Raw genomic sequence first — 16,771 nt, 5'->3', positions numbered from 1 at the left:
AACTAGAAAAACTGCCAGCAACTAACTGGCAGCTCTTCTTTCTTTCACGTAATTATAGGAAGTGTATAGAAGAATGTCAATCTCCTATGTCCATTATTAACCAACGTAAATTGTTTGTTGTTTCGCTTCCACTTCTTCTACAAATGTACCTAACACATTCGCAAGGTCTTCCCGTGTGTTACAAGCATTAATACCATTACGTACACTCGCATTACCACGAACACCTTTTAAATACCAAGCTGCATGTTTTCTCATCTCTCTTACAGCGACACTTTCATTCTTTAAGTCGATAAGACGATCTAGATGCAACATACATACATCAATTTTCTCGCGCACTGTTGGTTCCGGCATTAATTCACCTGTCTCCAAATACTTTACCGTACGATAAATCATCCACGGATCTCCAAGAGCAGCACGACCAATCATAACACCATCTACACCAATTTCATCAAGCATACGCTTTGCATCTTGCGGCGTTGCGACATCACCATTTCCGATAACCGGGATATTTACAGATTGTTTTACTTGTTTAATAATATCCCAATCCGCTTTTCCTTCATACATTTGCACTCGTGTACGTCCGTGAACCGCCACAGCTTGGCCACCAGCACGCTCAACAGCCCTAGCATTTTCTATTGCGAAAATATGTTCTTCATCCCAACCGATACGCATTTTAACTGTAACCGGCTTTTCAACAGCATCTACAACCGCTGCTACCATTTCATATATTTTATTCGGGTCTAAAAGCCACCTTGCTCCAGCATCACATTTAACGATTTTCGGCACTGGACAACCCATATTAATATCAATTATGTCTGCTGTCGTATATTTATCTACATATTTCGCAGCATCTACAAGAGTTTCTTTCTCTCCACCAAAAATTTGTAAACTTAATGGCTTTTCTCTCTCGTCGATATATAACATATCTAATGTTCTTTTATTATTAAGTAATATTGCCTTATCACTTACCATTTCAGCACAAACTAATCCGGCACCAAATTCTTTTACTGTTAAACGGAATGCAGAGTTACACACTCCCGCCATCGGTGCTAGTACAACCGGATTTTTCATCTCGATATTTGCAATCTTTAACAATCAATCTACTCCTTCCTGTACAATCACTTTGGCATTAATTCCTCTATCGAAACATTTAATGCCTTAGCAACTTCTACTACAAAATCTTGAGAAGGCGATCTATTCCCTCTCTCAACCTCACCTAAAACAGATACAGATACCCCTAGTGCTTTAGCAAAACCTTCTTGTGTGTAACCTTTTAGCTTTCGAAAAGCACGAATGCGTCTTCCCCATTTTTCTGCTTCCATACCGTTACTCCCTCTCGCCTTTTCATTTCTTCTACTTGTGAACATGAAATGTTTTGTTTTATGTCTTGATTAATTTCTAACAACGGAACGATAACAAAAGCTCTTTCAAACATCCGCGGATGCGGAACAATAAGATTCTCTGCTTCAATATTCTCTTGATTATAAAGTAAAATGTCAAGGTCGATAGTCCTCGGCCCCCACCTAATTTCCCTTTTTCTTCCTAGGTCATTTTCTACTTTTTGTGTTACTTTCAATAATTCTTGTGGTGATAAATTGGTAGAAATTTTTATAACTAAATTTAAAAAGCAACTTTGGTCAGTATAGCCAACTGGCTCAGTTTCATATACAGATGAAATATCATCAACCTGAATATAAGGATTTTTATTTAAAAACTGAATCGCTTCGGTTAGATACGTATAACGCTCTCCAATATTTGACCCTAATGCAATGTAAGCTATATTGTTCATGGACGTTCTCTCGTAATTTCTACTGCTACAGCACGATAATGACCCGGTATCGGTGGATCCGGCTTAATTACCTTAATTGTACAGCGCGAAATACTTTCATATTGTTTTAATATATCTGCAGCAATATTTTCAGCGATACTCTCCACAAGCTTATACTTTCTATCCTCAACAACTTTTCTACATAATTCGAAAAGCTCTCCATAATTGACCGAATGCTCTAAGTCATCACTTTCCCCTGCACGCTTTAAATCCAACTCCACCGTTAAGTCAACTTTAAATCTCTGACCTAATTTATTCTCCTCTGGGAACACGCCATGATAACCATAAAACTCCATATCATGGATATAAATTTTATCCAATTACCTTACCCCCTTACCAATCATCGCATCCATCATTTTAGCCATACGCGCCATTTCTTTCACATCATGGACACGAACAAACTCACAGCCCTTTTCAATACCAAGACAAACAGTAGCTCCCGTTCCCTCAAGGCGTTCCTCTACTGGCAAATCTAATACGTGCCCAATAAAGGACTTTCTCGAAGTACCTAAGAGAACCGGATAACCTAGCACATTTAACTGTTCTAAATTACGCATCGCCTCTAAGTTCTGCTCAGGTGTTTTAGCAAAACCGATACCTGGATCTAAAATAATATTCTCATCTCGCACACCAGCATTTTTAGCAATTTTAATACTGTCATACAAATCAGCAATCATATCCGCCATTAAATTACGATAATTCATGTTATCGCGGTTATGCATTAAAATGATGGGTACATCGTAATGAGCTGCGACTTCAGCAATTTTTGGCTCCGCCTTCGCTCCCCAAATATCATTAATAATATGAGCACCAGCCTCAATTGCTTGCTTTGCAACTTCAGCTTTATATGTATCGATAGATATAGGCAATTTTACGTCTTTTGAAACTGCTTGAATCATCGGGACAACTCGCTTTATTTCTTCTTCTACTGATACTTTAGCAAAACCCGGGCGAGTAGATTCGCCACCAATATCAATAATATGAGCACCTTCACCTTGCATTTCTTTTGCGTGACGTACCGCAGCATCTACCTCGTTGTAACTCCCACCATCAGAAAACGAATCTGGTGTTACATTTAAAATCCCCATAATTAATGTCTTTTCATTTAAATTCAATGTATATTCGCCGCAGCGTAAATCATAATCCCACTTCAAACTACACATCTCCTCTTCGTAATTCATTTCTGCTCCATAATTTCTCTCTTTGCATTCCATAAAGGTACATTAAACTTTTTGTAACCACTCCTACTTTACCCGGGAAATCCTGCGCTTCTATACGATAAAGCGGAACAATTTCTTGAATGGAGTTTGTTACGAAGACTTCATCCGCTGAAAGTAGCTCATCTTTTGTAAAGAAACCTTCCTTTACTTCTATATTTAATTCTTCAGCACTCTTTATAATAAACGCACGAGTGATACCATTTAAAATCCCTGTCTCTAACGAAGGTGTATATAAAACATCACCTTTCACAAAAAATAGATTGGAAACAATACCCTCTGCAACATAACCTGCTTCAGTAAGAAAAATACCTTCCTTACTCACAACATTTCCAATTTCACGCTTCCCTAAAATATTATTTAAATAATGATGAGACTTCAGACGAAATGTTCCTTCCGGTGTATTTCGCACTTGTTTTAGAATAACACCTTCTTTTTCCACTACATCTCCTGGAGCTGTTAAAGGTTTTATAAAAACAATAACCGAAGGCTCTTCATACATTTCCGTTTGTAATCCTATTTCATCTATACCCGCTGATACATTAAAACGTACATATGCATGCTTCAATTCATTCTTAGCGAGTAAATCTTTCAAAATAAGCATCACGTCATTTTTTGTCATTGTCCATTTAATTTGCAATGTATCCAGCGCTTCTATTAAACGGTCATAATGATCATCCAATAAGAAAGGATGACCATTATAAATACGAAACGTTTCAAAAACTCCAAGACCATATAAATAACCATGATCATAAGGAGAAATTTTCGCTTCACTTGCTTCTACATACTGACCATTTACGTAAATTAACATAATGTTGCACTTGGACTGTATTTACAAATGAAATTCTGTAACAACTCTTTCCCATGAGAAGTCATAATAGATTCCGGATGGAATTGCACACCCTCTATCGGCAATGTCTTATGACGAAGTGCCATAATTTCTCCTTCCTCTGTCCAAGATGTTACCTCTAAGCAATCGGGTAACGTCTCTTTCTTAACAATAAGGGAATGATAGCGCGTCGCAGTAAACGGATTAGGAATATCCGAAAAAATCGTCTTTCCATCATGATGCATAAGCGACGTTTTCCCATGCATTAATCGTTCTGCACGGACAACCTCTCCACCAAACACTTGTGCAATGGATTGATGCCCTAGACAAACTCCAAAAATCGGAATCTTTCCAGCAAAGTATTTAATAACTTCCATACTAATCCCCGCTTCATTAGGACTACATGGACCTGGAGAAATCATTAGAAAATCTGGTTTCATATTCTCAATATCTGAAATGGTCACTTCATCGTTACGTTTAACAACGAGCTCTTGTCCAAGTTCTCCAAGAAACTGCACTAAATTAAATGTAAAAGAATCATAATTATCAATCATTAATATCATTTCTCTCACCTAACCGTTTCTTCGCTACGTTCTTTTGCACGCCATAAAGCAATCGCCTTTTTTAACGACTCTTTATATTCATTTTCTGGATTTGAATCAATTACAATTCCCGCCCCTGCTTGTACATGAGCTTTTCCATCTTTAGCAAGAAGTGTTCTAATTACAATATTCAATTCTGTATCTCCAGAATAACCAATCCAACCGATTGAACCTGTATAAATCCCTCTTCGAACAGGTTCTAATTCCTCAATAATTTCCATCGTACGTATTTTCGGGGCACCAGTAATTGTTCCCCCAGGGAATACAGCCTTCACTAAATCAAAAGCATCTTTATCTTCTTCCACCTCACCACGCACATTAGAAACAATATGCATAACATGTGAGTATTTCTCAATTACCATAAATTCATCTACTTCTACAGTGCCATATTTACAAACACGTCCTAAATCATTTCTTTCTAAATCCACAAGCATTACATGCTCTGCTCTTTCTTTTTCGTTCTCAATTAATTCTCTTGCTAATTCTTCATCCTCTTGCTCATCCGCGCCTCTAGATCTCGTTCCAGCAATTGGTCTTGTACTTACTTCAGTTCCTTGTTTCTTAATTAACAACTCTGGCGATCCACTAACAATTTGAAAATCCCCAAGCTCCAGGTAACCCATATATGGAGATGGATTAATTTCACGAAGACTTGTATAAATTTCTAGTGGGTGTGTCTGTAACGTTCTTTCTTGTCTCGTCGACAAGTTTACTTGGAACACATCACCCGCCCCAATATATTCTTGAATACATTCAACCGCCTTCATAAAGCCGGCTTCAGTAAAAGCAACTGCTTCACTTTTCTTTTCAGGACTTTCAAAGGGCACAGTCACTTCAGGCGCTTCTGTCATCCAAAGACTCTTCCACTCATTTAGCCGTTCTTTTGCCTCTTCATATTTATCTACATAATGCGTAATAACCCATAACACTTGTTCTTTTTGATCATAGACAAATACGTCATCAAATAATAAAAAGAAGATGTCAGGTATATTAATATCATCTTCCGCAAGAGAAGGCAGCTTTTCAATATAACGGATACAGTCATAACTGAAATAGCCAATTGCACCACCTTGAAAAGGCGGATACTCTGGGTTATAGTCCGTCTTCCATTGTTCCATATATTCTTGCATTAAATCTAACGGATTCCCTCGTTTTATTGTTTCCTTACCACTTTCACTTATATGTAACGTTTCATCCTTCCCTCGGATTACCGCTACTGGGTTCAGCCCTACAATGTTATAACGACCGCCACGGCCGCTTTCTAACAAAATATGTTGCGATTTACCCTGAGAAAGAAATTTATATTGCTTAAAGAAATCTAACTGATATGGAATAGAAAGCGCTAAAGATTTTCTTCGTTGCATATCAACACCCCGTCTTCTTTTATCCCACCCTCTTAGATTAACCAGCTCAAACTACATAAGTTATTTATATAGAGATTGATTATACTCGAAGGCTAGTGAAAATAATTTAATTATACTACCTCTTATTTTACATGAAGTTTTCTAGTCATTCACTCTTTTCCTATTTCCAATCCCAAAAGAAAAAGCACCCTTTTTCAAGGATGCTTTTTCAATCGCGTTTAATTATGATTCAAATTGATAAAGTGGTGTACTTAAATAACGTTCACCGTTACTCGGGATAATAACAAGTACCTTTTTCCCTTTACCTAACTTTTTCGCAACTTCTGTTGCTGCATAAATAACTGCGCCTGAAGAGATACCAACTAAAATACCTTCCTCTTTAGCCACTCTTCTCGCATATTCAAATGCTTGCTCTGTTTTCACTTGAATAATTTCATCATATACTTCTACATCCAACGTCTCTGGAACAAATCCCGCCCCAATTCCTTGAATTTTATGTGGACCTGGTTTCCCACCAGATAATACTGGTGAATCTGCAGGTTCTACTGCATAAATTTTAATATCTTTATACGCTTCCTTCAGTACTTCACCAGCACCAGTAATCGTTCCACCTGTACCAATACCTGCAATAAACGCATCTAATTGGTCGCCCATTTGTTCAATAATTTCTGGACCTGTTGTTAAACGGTGAATTTCTGGATTCGATTGGTTTTTGAACTGTTGTGGTATAAAGTAGCCATGCTCTTTTGCTAATTCAGTCGCTTTACGAATTGCTCCACCCATTCCTTCAGGCCCTGGAGTCAATACTAATTCCGCACCGTAAGCACGTAATAAATTACGACGCTCAATACTCATTGTTTCTGGCATTACTAAGATTGCATTATATCCTTTAGCAGCCGCTACCATCGCTAAACCAATTCCTGTGTTACCACTTGTCGGCTCAATGATTGTATCGCCCTCTTTTAATAATCCATTTTTTTCAGCATCTTCAATCATAGCTAATGCGATACGATCTTTAACGCTACTCCCCGGATTCATAAATTCTAATTTTAAGTATATATCTGCGCTGTCTGATTCTACGATGCGGTTCAACTTAACGATCGGCGTTTTCCCGATTAATTCTGAAACTGATTGTGCCACTCGCATTCCTGTCACTCCTAACACCGAGTATTTTTATTGGTTTTATCTATATTTAGATTTTGTCAGAAAATTCCCTGTTTGTCAATTCATTTGGAGGATTGCTCCTCTTAATTCCCTTATTACAAATTCTCGATTAAATTTGTAATATCTTCTTTAGAGAACTTGTATCGTTCATTACAGAAATGACAGTGAACTTCTGTCTCTTCCTCTTCTTCACGAACTTGCTCTAACTCTGTTTTACCTAAACTAATTAATACACTCTCAATACGCTCGCGTGAGCATGTGCAATTAAATTGAACATCCATTGTTTCTAATACTTTTACTTTATCTTCTCCAAGAACTGCATATAGTAGCTCTTCCGGAGAAAGTCCTTGTTCAATCAACGTTGATACAGGTGGAATCTTTTGTAAACGGTCTTCAATAAATGAAATCGTTTCATCTTGCGCACCCGGCATAATTTGAAGGATGAATCCACCTGCCGCTAATATGCTATCATCTCCATTTACAAGAACACCAACACCTACAGAAGAAGGCGTTTGTTCAGAAACTGCAAAATAATACGTAAAGTCTTCTCCTAATTCTCCTGAAACGATTGGAGATTGACCAATAAACGGCTCACGCATTCCAATATCTTTAATTACAGTTACAAACCCCTCTGTACCTACCGCTTGATATACACGTAACTTCCCTTGTTCTGTTCCTTCAAAATCAACATGCGGATTCGTTACATAACCACGTACATCTCCATTTGCATGAGCATCTACTAAGATAGGACCAATCGGACCGTTACCTTCTACCTTAATCGTTAACTTTTGCTCACCTTTTAACATTGCGCCCATCATTGTACCCGCAGTTAAAGAACGCCCTAGTGCCGCTGAAGCTGTTCTCCATGTATCATGACGTCTTTGCGCCTCACTTACTGTATTTGTTGTACGTACACTATACGCACGCACTTCTCCATCAAACGCTAACGCTTTTACTAAATAATCTTTCATACGTATTTATTCACCTTTCTCATGCTGTAAATTTGCATTACGTTCATATAACATGTATAAACCTTTTAACGTTAAAAATGGATCTACAATATCAATTACATTCGATTCTTCGGAAATTAATTTTGCTAATCCACCTGTTGCAATAACTTTAGGTTCTTGTCTAGCTTCTTCTTTCATACGCTTAACAATACCTTCCACTTGTCCAACATAACCATAAAGAATACCCGATTGCATCGCACTTACTGTATTTTTCCCAACTACACTGCTTGGTTTTGTAATTTCGATACGAGGAAGTTTTGCTGCTCTGCTATATAAAGCCTCTGCTGAAATCATAATTCCTGGCGTAATAACTCCACCCATATAATGCTTTTCTTCGTTAATATAACAATATGTAGTAGCCGTACCAAAATCAACAATAATAAGCGGACTTCCATATAAGTGGATTCCTGCTACTGCATTTACAATTCGGTCTGCGCCTACTTCACGCGGATTTTCATATTTAATATTTAGCCCTGTTTTTATCCCAGGCCCTACTACAAGCGGTTTAATTTTAAAATATTTTTCACACATGCGCTCTAAAGCAAACATAATTGGTGGTACGACTGAAGACACAATAATACCTTTCACATCTTCAAACGAAAGACCTTCATGCTCAAGCAATTGCTTTACAAGCATTCCATATTCATCTTCTGTCTTATGACGATCTGTTTCCATGCGCCAATGCTGACGAAGTTCCCCCTCTTCAAACACACCTAGTACAGCATTTGTGTTCCCTACATCCAATACAAAAATCATATTCTCACCACTTATCTTATTTAATCTATATTTGTGCAGTATGTATAAAACTTATAAAAACATCATATCACACATACTTATATAATCAGCTTTCCTATCCTCATCATTTTACAAAAAGATTGCTCTCTATTTCAATTTTTAATACTAGTTTTACTTAAATTACTTTATCCACTAAGTTCTCAATAGTAATTAACAAAGGTTTTAACAAACAAAAAAGGAGTGACGATAGTCACTCCTTCGTTTCTTACTTATCTTCTTTATCTTCATCGTCTTTCTTCATGTTGATGTTTACTTTCACATCATCTGAAGATGTTGGACGTTCTGGCAATCTGCCGTAATCACATAAATGATTGATTTGCTCAGCATCTAACGTTTCTACTTCAAGTAACGTTTTTGCAATAAGATCTAGCTTATCACGATTTTCAGTAAGAATGTCTTTTGCACGAGCATAACATTCTTTCATAATCGTTTGCATTTCTACATCGATATCGTGTGCAATTGCATCACTGTAGTTTTGCTCTGAATGGAAGTCTCTTCCTAAGAACACTTGACCACCTTGCGAACTACCAAATTGCATTGGTCCAAGCTTATCACTCATACCGAATTCTGTAACCATACGTCTTGCAATGCCCGTCGCACGTTGGAAGTCGTTGTGAGCACCTGTACTCACTTCACCAAATACAATCTCCTCAGCTACTCGACCACCAAGTAAACCAGTGATTTTATCAAGTAACTCTGGCTTTGTCATGAAGTAACGATCTTCTTTCGGAAGCATTACTGCATATCCACCAGCTTGACCACGAGGGACAATTGTTACTTTATGAACGACATCAGCTTCATCAAGAACAACACCAATTACAGTATGACCCGCTTCATGGAAAGCAACGATATTACGTTCTTTTTCAGAGATAACACGACTTTTCTTAGCCGGACCTGCAATAACGCGATCCGTTGCTTCATCAATGTCACTCATATCAATTTTCTTCTTATCTTGACGCGCAGCTACTAAAGCAGCTTCGTTTAATAAGTTTTCAAGATCAGCACCAGAGAATCCTGGCGTACGAGTTGCAATTGCTCTTAAGTTGATATTCTCATCAAGCGGTTTATTACGAGCATGCACCTTCAGTACAGCTTCACGGCCATTTACATCTGGACGATCTACTGTAATTTGACGGTCAAAACGACCTGGACGTAATAATGCTGGATCAAGAATATCAGGACGGTTTGTCGCAGCGATGATAATAATACCTTCGTTTGCACCGAATCCATCCATTTCAACAAGTAATTGGTTCAACGTTTGCTCACGCTCATCATGGCCACCACCAAGACCTGCGCCACGTTGACGCCCTACTGCATCAATTTCATCAATGAAAATGATACAAGGAGCATTTTTCTTTGCATTTTCAAATAAATCACGTACACGTGATGCACCGACACCCACAAACATCTCTACGAAGTCAGAACCACTGATAGAGAAGAATGGAACGCCAGCCTCACCTGCAACAGCACGTGCTAATAAAGTTTTACCTGTACCTGGAGGTCCAACTAATAGGACACCCTTTGGAATACGAGCACCAACTTCAGAGAACTTACGAGGGTCTTTCAAGAATTCAACTACCTCAACAAGTTCTTGTTTCTCTTCATCCGCACCAGCAACATCTCTGAAACGAACTTTTTTCTTTTCATCATTATATAACTTCGCCTTACTTTTCCCGAAGTTCATAACACGGCTACCGCCGCCTTGAGCTTGGTTTAATAAGAAGAAGAATAAAATGAAGATGATGACAAACGGAATGATTGAAGTAAAGAATGTTACCCAGGCACTTGTTTCTTCTGCTGGTTGATACTTAACTTCGGCACCTTTCGCTTTATCATTAATTTTCTTTTGTAATTCCTCAGTATTTGGTGCATAAGTAACAAATTGTTCTCCTTGGCTAGAGTTATTGAATTGTCCTTTTACCTCAAATACACCATTTTTCGGTTGAAGTTGCACATTACGCACTTCACCGCTTTCTAGTTTAGTAATGAATTTGTCGTAGCTAACTGATGTCGTTTTTTGTGTCGAACCATTAAAATAGCTCACGATTCCAATTACTACTAAGAATATCAGTAAATAAAAGATGGTATTACGGAAGATACGATTCATTCCTAACCTCCTCTCACGGCATAAACACTATAGTAAATCGTAACATAGAAAAACTTTCCTATACAATTGTGAAGCCTATATTTAATTAATTTGAGTAAACGCTTGGTTTTAATACGCCTACATAAGGAAGATTACGGTACTGCTCTTTATAATCTAATCCATATCCTACTACAAATTCATGTGGAACAGTAAATCCAACATAATCCGCTTTCAGATCAACCTTACGGCCTGTTGGCTTATCTAATAATGTAACAATTTTTACAGACTTCGCTTTACGATATTTGAATAAGTCTACTAAGTAGCTTAGTGTAAGACCACTATCAATAATATCTTCGACGATTAAAATATCGCGACCTTCTACAGAAGTATCAAGATCTTTTAAAATTTTCACTTCGCCTGTTGAAACTGTAGAGTGACCGTAACTAGATACAGCCATAAAATCCATTTCAAGATATGTATCTGTTCTCTTTAATAAATCTGCCATGAATGGCATTGCGCCTTTTAATACACCAATCGCAAGAGGTACTGTGTTTTTATAATCCTCTGCAACAATTGCACCTAGTTCGCGCACCTTTTCTTGTATTTGCTCTTCAGAAATTAATACTTTTTCGATATCTTGATTCATCATTTCATTATCCTCCCGGAAGACTCCTTGCTTTTGTAGTGAATAATCATATATTTATCCTTCTTTGCCATCTCTTTCGAAATTGCAAATGCAGACCGCTTCAACAAGGGTACCCAAATAATGGTCCCACTTGCATCACAAACGACCGGCCATTCTTCTCTTTTTTCTTTCGGTACTTTTGCTTCGATAAAAATAGCTTTTATCTTTTTCGTGCCATTCATACCTTGTATTGACATGCGATCTCCATTTTCCCTAGAACGAATACGAAGTGGATATGATATATCATTATACTTAGCAACAAATACTGTTTCATTCATGTTACTTGGTATATCTTCGCTCACCTCTGTTACAAATTCATCCCCGTTCAATAGCGTAATGGTCCCGGGTACTGATAAATCTTGTAAAAAAGGAGAAACAATTTCTTGTTTAAATCTAAAGCTACACTCCTCGTATGTACGAACAATTTTCAAATCACCTGGAAAATCAAGTGAACCTGAAGGTTGTGTCCGCTTAAAAAACTCAATCACCTTGTCAATATGTATGGAAGAAAGAGAAGATGGAATCTTATATTCATAAAGATAGTTTAATATTAGTTGAATCCCTCTTCTTTGTAAAGGCATAGACATGGATTCAAAGGCAGGAATTGATAAGCTAATTTGTTTATCACTTTTTTTTGTAATTACTTTATTCATTTTCTCAAAAGCTAATTCCTGCAAATAAGCCTCATCCTCTTGCATCTGCACGCTAAATTTTTGGAATTTCTCATGCACTTGTGGATTTTCTTCTTTCAAATGAGGAAGGACATATTTACGTAATCGATTCCTTGTATATACTTCCTTTTTATTACTCGGATCTATACGTGGCATTAAATTTAGCTTATTACAGTAATCAACAATTTCTTCCTTCGTTACCCCAAGTAACGGCCTAATTAAATACCCATTATGAAAAGGACGCTTCACTGCAATTCCTGCATATCCTTTCGGAGTACTCCCTCTTACAAGACGCATTAAAATTGTCTCGACTTGATCATCTCCATGATGTCCAAGAGCAACATATCTTGCATCATATTTCTTCATTATTCTTTCCAAAAATGCATATCTGCATTCTCTAGCAGCAACCTGTGCATTCATTCCGTATTGCTGTTGATATTGTGATACATTAATCCTTATCGTTTCACAAATAATTCCCAGTTCTTCACAAAGGCCCTGCACAAACCGTAAATCCTCATGAGATTCATCACCTCTAAACATATGATCCACATGAGCTACTACAATTTCCAACTGTTTTTCCGCTCTTTTTTCTAATAAATAATATAAAAGCGCTAACGAGTCAGGACCACCAGAAACTCCCACAACAATTGTTGAATCATTCTTTAATACATCATGCTGCTTTACAAAGTCATCTACTTTTTCAACAAATGTATCTTTCAACTTCGTAATCACCTTTCATTAAACAAGAACAGCAACGTTAGTTGCCTTGTCTACAATGGTACAACTTTTACAAACATTGTGCAAAAAAAAGATATACAAAAATTACATTTTTATCTTACATCCTCCGTGTATATTCACAAAATTAATAACATTACCTTTTTCCACAAAAAAACCTAGGTATTCACCTAGGTTTTTAAAATCAAATTATAGATAAACATTCCACTTACATTTTACTGCGCCTGCATTCCTACAATCGGAATCGTAGCCCACTTCGGCATATTTTTCTTCACTTTTGCCACTACAATAGTCATATCATCATTTATATAACCATCACAAGAGCGAATCACTTCTTCCATAATGATATCAGCAATTTCTTGCGGGTCTTCGGTTTGCAATTCTTTAATTTTTCGTTTCATCCACAATTCATGATTCTCCACATGCTGTGCTCCTTCAAAAATCCCATCGCTCATCATAATAAGAATATCGCCCGTTTTTAATTGTTCACCCACCACATCAACTTCAACATCTTCAATGATTCCCATCGGCAAATTACTTGCTTCAATTTTCAAAATATTATTTGCGCGTTTAACAAAACTCGGCGTTGATCCAATCTTTAAAAACCTTGCACTCGCATCCCGCAAATCTACCATAGCTAAATCTAACGTCGTAAACATCTCTTCTGTCGTTCTCAAAGAAAGAATTGAATTGATAGACTTAATTGCTATTTCTTCATCAATGCCCGATTGGAGTATTTTTTGTAATAATTTCACCGTTTCCTTACTTTCCATATGAGCCCTTTGCCCATTCCCCATACCATCACTAATTGCAAGTGCATATTTACCAACACTTAAATCCATCATCGCATAAGAGTCACCCGAAACAAATCCACCGCCTTTTGCAGCTGTAGCCAATCCTGTATCAAGAGAATACGTCTTCGCCGAACCAAATGATATTAAACTATGGCCATTTGGATAAGAAGACTTTTCTTCATGTTTAACGACAATATTTTCTTTAAGGATATCCGAAAGCATCGGTGCAACTAACTTTTCACATTCACCATGTTCATTAGATGCAACTGGAATTAACATTTCAATATCAATACTTCCTCTATCTAAACAATAAATATCAACATGCTCTACTTCGACACCAAAATCACGGAATGCTTGCATAATCTGTTCTTCCTGCACTTGATGATTTTCACGCTCTCGTTGTATCTCCTTAGCAAAATCCTCCATAACCTTTGATACACCTAATAGTTGCTCCGCTACTATTCTACGATTTTCCTTCATTTGTTTTCGTAATTTTTGTCCCTCATAGAAGTGATCTAATTCACCCGCTACTAAATCCGTCACTTTTTTCCCTCTCACACAATGCTTGTCCCACTCACGAACTAATTTACGATTATGTTGCAGGGTTCCTTCTTCCGTTTCATTCATTATTTGTTTCATATAATCGTACGTTTTATCAAAATTCACTACCCAGCATTGATCCTTTTTAAAGCATGTTTGACATGTTTTCGCAGTAATTGTACTCAAAAACAAATCTGCTTCTGTCTCTTTATCTTCTTCCTCTACATACCCATATACAGAAAAGCTATTAGATAAAGCAGCAAATACATTTGCAAATTGGTTGATTTTATTTGCTGTAACATCACGCATCCTTCTTAAATATTGTTGTTGGTCTTGCGAATGCTCTTGTGTACCTGGCATAAATTTAGCAATACGATCCAAAACAAGCTTCGGTGTTAATAAGAAGATAACAATCGCTACACCTGACTCAATTAAAGTTGTTACAATATTTGTCTGTTTGTCCACATATAATGTAATTAAGCTTGTCCCAATTAATAAACCTAAACTAACACCTAAACGCTTCCCTTCTTTTAACAATCCACCAAGCAATCCAGAGAAAGCAAGAAGGCTAAGCTGAGACAAGCTAGACACATTTGCTAAACTTAATATTAGTCCTGTTACAACCCCTACTGTGGATCCTGTGGCAGCACCTGCAATAAATGCAAATACTAGCACTAAATACCTTGTAAAAATATGTTGAATAGAAGCATCATATACAAACCAATCTGTTGTACCCGTTAAAACAGATGCTAGTAATATAATCAAACAAACAATTTCTTCCGTCTCTAATGCCTGTTGTTTTCCTTTCCTTTCCACTAAAAGCGGGACGCTTTGTAAAAATATCATAGTTAATACGAAACTAAGCCCAGCCTCAATGGTACTAACGAGTAAATCGTACATGGTGACAGTTTGTTGCGCAAAATATACAACAACTAAGTGTGCGGTTAATGCGGAGATAAATACTTGAAATGGAACAAGTCCAACAGTTTTACGTGTAAATCGACTAAAGAAGATATTATAAATGAAGAAGGTAAAGATAGATGCAAAGGTAAAAAACAAATTATCTATCGATACCGAAAGAGCTCCTCCCATTAGAGCTAAAAATGCTAGCGGCATCTTATCCCGCTTCATAACATAAACAGCAGCAAAAAATGGCAGTGCAAACGGTAAAATATTTGTTAATATATATGCTCGTCCCAAAAGAAAACCAATAACAACAATAATAAATCCCCATCTAAAGAAAACTTGCTCAAATTTCATTCGCAACTTACTCGTCCACTTTATTCCTCCAAGCTGACTCTCATTCATTGCCAATGCACTTGTATTCATAGTATTCCTTCCTGCTTTAGGCATATTTTTAACACCACCTGCATAGTTTAATTACTGTCATTATAAAAGATGATTGTTGGTTTTTTTGTCAAAACAACAGTTTTCACTTTTATAATCGTTCGACTTTTTATTCGAAATAACTCTACAGATATACACGGTATGTAAGTTATTTTTAAGATTTTAATTAAATATTCAGAAAATATAGGGTGATTTTGTAGAAGTGTTGTATATCTTAATTTATTTAACAAAAAAAGATCATGCAAATTTGCATGATCTTTTTAGATGACCCGTACGGGATTCGAACCCGTGTTACCGCCGTGAAAGGGCGGTGTCTTAACCACTTGACCAACGGGCCGTTAAATTAAATATAGCGGCGGAGGGGATCGAACCCCCGACCTCACGGGTATGAACCGTACGCTCTAGCCAGCTGAGCTACACCGCCATGTCGTCTTATTTAACGGACAATTATTATCTTACATCAGATACTAATTAAAGTCAACACATCTCAAAAACTTTTTTAAAAATATTTTTAACATATAAAAAAGCACCCTGAGCCATCACTCTGGGTACCTCTCTATATGTTAAAAACTAAACGTCCTTATTATCCGCGACGCGCGCCACGGCCACCACGTTTAGACTCTGTGTTACGCTTTAAAGAAGTTAAACGATCTTCGCTATCTTTTAAGAAGCGTGCCATCTTTTGCTCAAATGTTTCTTTCGGAGCTCGGTCGTTACCGCCACCGCGATTATCTCTGTTGAAAGAGCGATTATTACGTTGTGGACGTCCAGAACGTTGTTGATCACCACCGCGTTGGTATTCACCGCGTGGACGATCTCCTTCTGTTTTTTCACGTTCTTTCGCTTTTTTGATAGATAAACCAATCTTTCCATCTTTTTCAACATTAATAACTTTTACTTCTACTTGGTCGCCCACTTTTAAGTGATCGTTAATATCTTTTACATAGTTATCAGCAACTTCACTAATATGAACAAGACCCGTTAAGCCCTCTGGCAGCTCCACAAAAGCCCCAAAATTTGTAATACCTGTTACTTTACCCTGTAACTTGCTGCCTACCTCGATTGACATAAAAAAAATGCTCCTCCTTAGTGGTTAAAAAGTCA

General features: G+C 37.2%; 16 protein-coding genes and 2 tRNA genes. All 18 read right to left on the bottom strand.

The features are described 5' to 3' along the window. Positions 1-96: 96 nt before the first annotated feature. Positions 97-1,095 carry a tRNA dihydrouridine synthase DusB gene (gene dusB / locus N2V80_RS00425; protein ID WP_000912251.1) on the bottom strand — a complete coding sequence of 333 codons (999 nt, stop codon included), beginning with the start codon at positions 1,093-1,095 and terminating at the stop codon, positions 97-99. Between the two features lie 23 nt (positions 1,096-1,118). Further along, complete coding sequence (locus N2V80_RS00420) at positions 1,119-1,322, bottom strand: helix-turn-helix domain-containing protein (protein ID WP_000387024.1); 204 nt, start codon at positions 1,320-1,322, stop codon at positions 1,119-1,121. Further along, entirely contained in the window at positions 1,274-1,789 is a 516-nt protein-coding gene (folK, locus tag N2V80_RS00415; RefSeq protein WP_001059447.1) for a 2-amino-4-hydroxy-6-hydroxymethyldihydropteridine diphosphokinase, read from the bottom strand. Before folK ends, N2V80_RS00420 begins: the two co-directional genes overlap by 49 nt. Further along, positions 1,786-2,148 (bottom strand): dihydroneopterin aldolase, encoded by a 363-nt coding sequence (folB, locus tag N2V80_RS00410; protein WP_000358062.1) that lies wholly within the window; start codon positions 2,146-2,148, stop codon positions 1,786-1,788. Before folB ends, folK begins: the two co-directional genes overlap by 4 nt. Beyond that, positions 2,149-3,009: a dihydropteroate synthase gene (gene folP / locus N2V80_RS00405; protein ID WP_061655189.1), complete on the bottom strand. Its 861-nt coding sequence runs from the start codon at positions 3,007-3,009 to the stop codon at positions 2,149-2,151. Next, complete coding sequence (pabC, locus tag N2V80_RS00400; RefSeq protein ID WP_000909873.1) at positions 2,984-3,856, bottom strand: aminodeoxychorismate lyase; 873 nt, start codon at positions 3,854-3,856, stop codon at positions 2,984-2,986. The genes folP and pabC overlap by 26 nt, the downstream gene beginning before the upstream one ends. Continuing rightward, positions 3,850-4,437 carry an aminodeoxychorismate/anthranilate synthase component II gene (gene pabA / locus N2V80_RS00395; protein ID WP_000602296.1) on the bottom strand — a complete coding sequence of 196 codons (588 nt, stop codon included), beginning with the start codon at positions 4,435-4,437 and terminating at the stop codon, positions 3,850-3,852. Before pabA ends, pabC begins: the two co-directional genes overlap by 7 nt. Before the next feature lie 5 nt (positions 4,438-4,442). Next, positions 4,443-5,840 (bottom strand): aminodeoxychorismate synthase component I, encoded by a 1,398-nt coding sequence (gene pabB / locus N2V80_RS00390; protein WP_001189719.1) that lies wholly within the window; start codon positions 5,838-5,840, stop codon positions 4,443-4,445. 222 nt (positions 5,841-6,062) lie between these two features. Further along, positions 6,063-6,986 (bottom strand): cysteine synthase A, encoded by a 924-nt coding sequence (gene cysK / locus N2V80_RS00385; RefSeq protein WP_001261719.1) that lies wholly within the window; start codon positions 6,984-6,986, stop codon positions 6,063-6,065. Between the two features lie 113 nt (positions 6,987-7,099). Continuing rightward, positions 7,100-7,975 carry a redox-regulated molecular chaperone HslO gene (gene hslO, locus N2V80_RS00380; protein ID WP_000656372.1) on the bottom strand — a complete coding sequence of 292 codons (876 nt, stop codon included), beginning with the start codon at positions 7,973-7,975 and terminating at the stop codon, positions 7,100-7,102. A gap of 6 nt (positions 7,976-7,981) precedes the next feature. After that, complete coding sequence (locus N2V80_RS00375) at positions 7,982-8,770, bottom strand: type III pantothenate kinase (RefSeq protein ID WP_000578368.1); 789 nt, start codon at positions 8,768-8,770, stop codon at positions 7,982-7,984. Positions 8,771-9,014: 244 nt separating this feature from the next. After that, positions 9,015-10,916, bottom strand: a complete 1,902-nt coding sequence (gene ftsH / locus N2V80_RS00370; RefSeq protein ID WP_001079672.1) for an ATP-dependent zinc metalloprotease FtsH — start codon at positions 10,914-10,916, stop codon at positions 9,015-9,017. 85 nt (positions 10,917-11,001) lie between these two features. Then, positions 11,002-11,544, bottom strand: a complete 543-nt coding sequence (hpt, locus tag N2V80_RS00365) for a hypoxanthine phosphoribosyltransferase (RefSeq protein ID WP_000981844.1) — start codon at positions 11,542-11,544, stop codon at positions 11,002-11,004. Beyond that, positions 11,541-12,971, bottom strand: coding sequence for a tRNA lysidine(34) synthetase TilS (gene tilS, locus N2V80_RS00360; RefSeq protein WP_000655458.1), 1,431 nt, complete (start codon positions 12,969-12,971; stop codon positions 11,541-11,543). The genes hpt and tilS overlap by 4 nt, the downstream gene beginning before the upstream one ends. A gap of 230 nt (positions 12,972-13,201) precedes the next feature. Then, positions 13,202-15,673, bottom strand: coding sequence for a stage II sporulation protein E (gene spoIIE / locus N2V80_RS00355; protein WP_001123552.1), 2,472 nt, complete (start codon positions 15,671-15,673; stop codon positions 13,202-13,204). A gap of 259 nt (positions 15,674-15,932) precedes the next feature. Continuing rightward, positions 15,933-16,004 (bottom strand) — tRNA-Glu (locus tag N2V80_RS00350). Between the two features lie 13 nt (positions 16,005-16,017). Continuing rightward, positions 16,018-16,091 (bottom strand) — tRNA-Met (locus N2V80_RS00345). 159 nt (positions 16,092-16,250) lie between these two features. Continuing rightward, the gene (locus N2V80_RS00340; protein WP_000021451.1) at positions 16,251-16,736 is read right to left on the bottom strand and encodes a S1 domain-containing RNA-binding protein; all 486 of its coding nucleotides are present in this window, start codon (positions 16,734-16,736) and stop codon (positions 16,251-16,253) included. Positions 16,737-16,771 lie beyond the last annotated feature (35 nt).

The sequence above is a fragment of the Bacillus sp. FSL W8-0640 genome, assembly GCF_038007725.1.
GTDB classification, from domain to species: domain Bacteria; phylum Bacillota; class Bacilli; order Bacillales; family Bacillaceae_G; genus Bacillus_A; species Bacillus_A cereus.
The sequence above is the reverse complement of the archived record's forward strand: the minus strand, read 5'-3'. Positions and strand labels throughout refer to the sequence as shown.

What these genes read in the sequence shown, in the direction of transcription:
- ftsH (WP_001079672.1), bottom strand. Translation starts at nt 10,916, where the DNA reads ATGAATCGTATCTTCCGTAATACCATCTTTTATTTACTGATATTCTTA.
- N2V80_RS00420 (WP_000387024.1), bottom strand. Translation starts at nt 1,322, where the DNA reads ATGGAAGCAGAAAAATGGGGAAGACGCATTCGTGCTTTTCGAAAGCTA.
- spoIIE (WP_001123552.1), bottom strand. Translation starts at nt 15,673, where the DNA reads ATGCCTAAAGCAGGAAGGAATACTATGAATACAAGTGCATTGGCAATG.
- N2V80_RS00340 (WP_000021451.1), bottom strand. Translation starts at nt 16,736, where the DNA reads ATGTCAATCGAGGTAGGCAGCAAGTTACAGGGTAAAGTAACAGGTATT.
- pabB (WP_001189719.1), bottom strand. Translation starts at nt 5,840, where the DNA reads ATGCAACGAAGAAAATCTTTAGCGCTTTCTATTCCATATCAGTTAGAT.
- hpt (WP_000981844.1), bottom strand. Translation starts at nt 11,544, where the DNA reads ATGATGAATCAAGATATCGAAAAAGTATTAATTTCTGAAGAGCAAATA.
- pabA (WP_000602296.1), bottom strand. Translation starts at nt 4,437, where the DNA reads ATGATATTAATGATTGATAATTATGATTCTTTTACATTTAATTTAGTG.
- N2V80_RS00375 (WP_000578368.1), bottom strand. Translation starts at nt 8,770, where the DNA reads ATGATTTTTGTATTGGATGTAGGGAACACAAATGCTGTACTAGGTGTG.
- folP (WP_061655189.1), bottom strand. Translation starts at nt 3,009, where the DNA reads ATGAATTACGAAGAGGAGATGTGTAGTTTGAAGTGGGATTATGATTTA.
- cysK (WP_001261719.1), bottom strand. Translation starts at nt 6,986, where the DNA reads ATGCGAGTGGCACAATCAGTTTCAGAATTAATCGGGAAAACGCCGATC.
- pabC (WP_000909873.1), bottom strand. Translation starts at nt 3,856, where the DNA reads ATGTTAATTTACGTAAATGGTCAGTATGTAGAAGCAAGTGAAGCGAAA.
- hslO (WP_000656372.1), bottom strand. Translation starts at nt 7,975, where the DNA reads ATGAAAGATTATTTAGTAAAAGCGTTAGCGTTTGATGGAGAAGTGCGT.
- folK (WP_001059447.1), bottom strand. Translation starts at nt 1,789, where the DNA reads ATGAACAATATAGCTTACATTGCATTAGGGTCAAATATTGGAGAGCGT.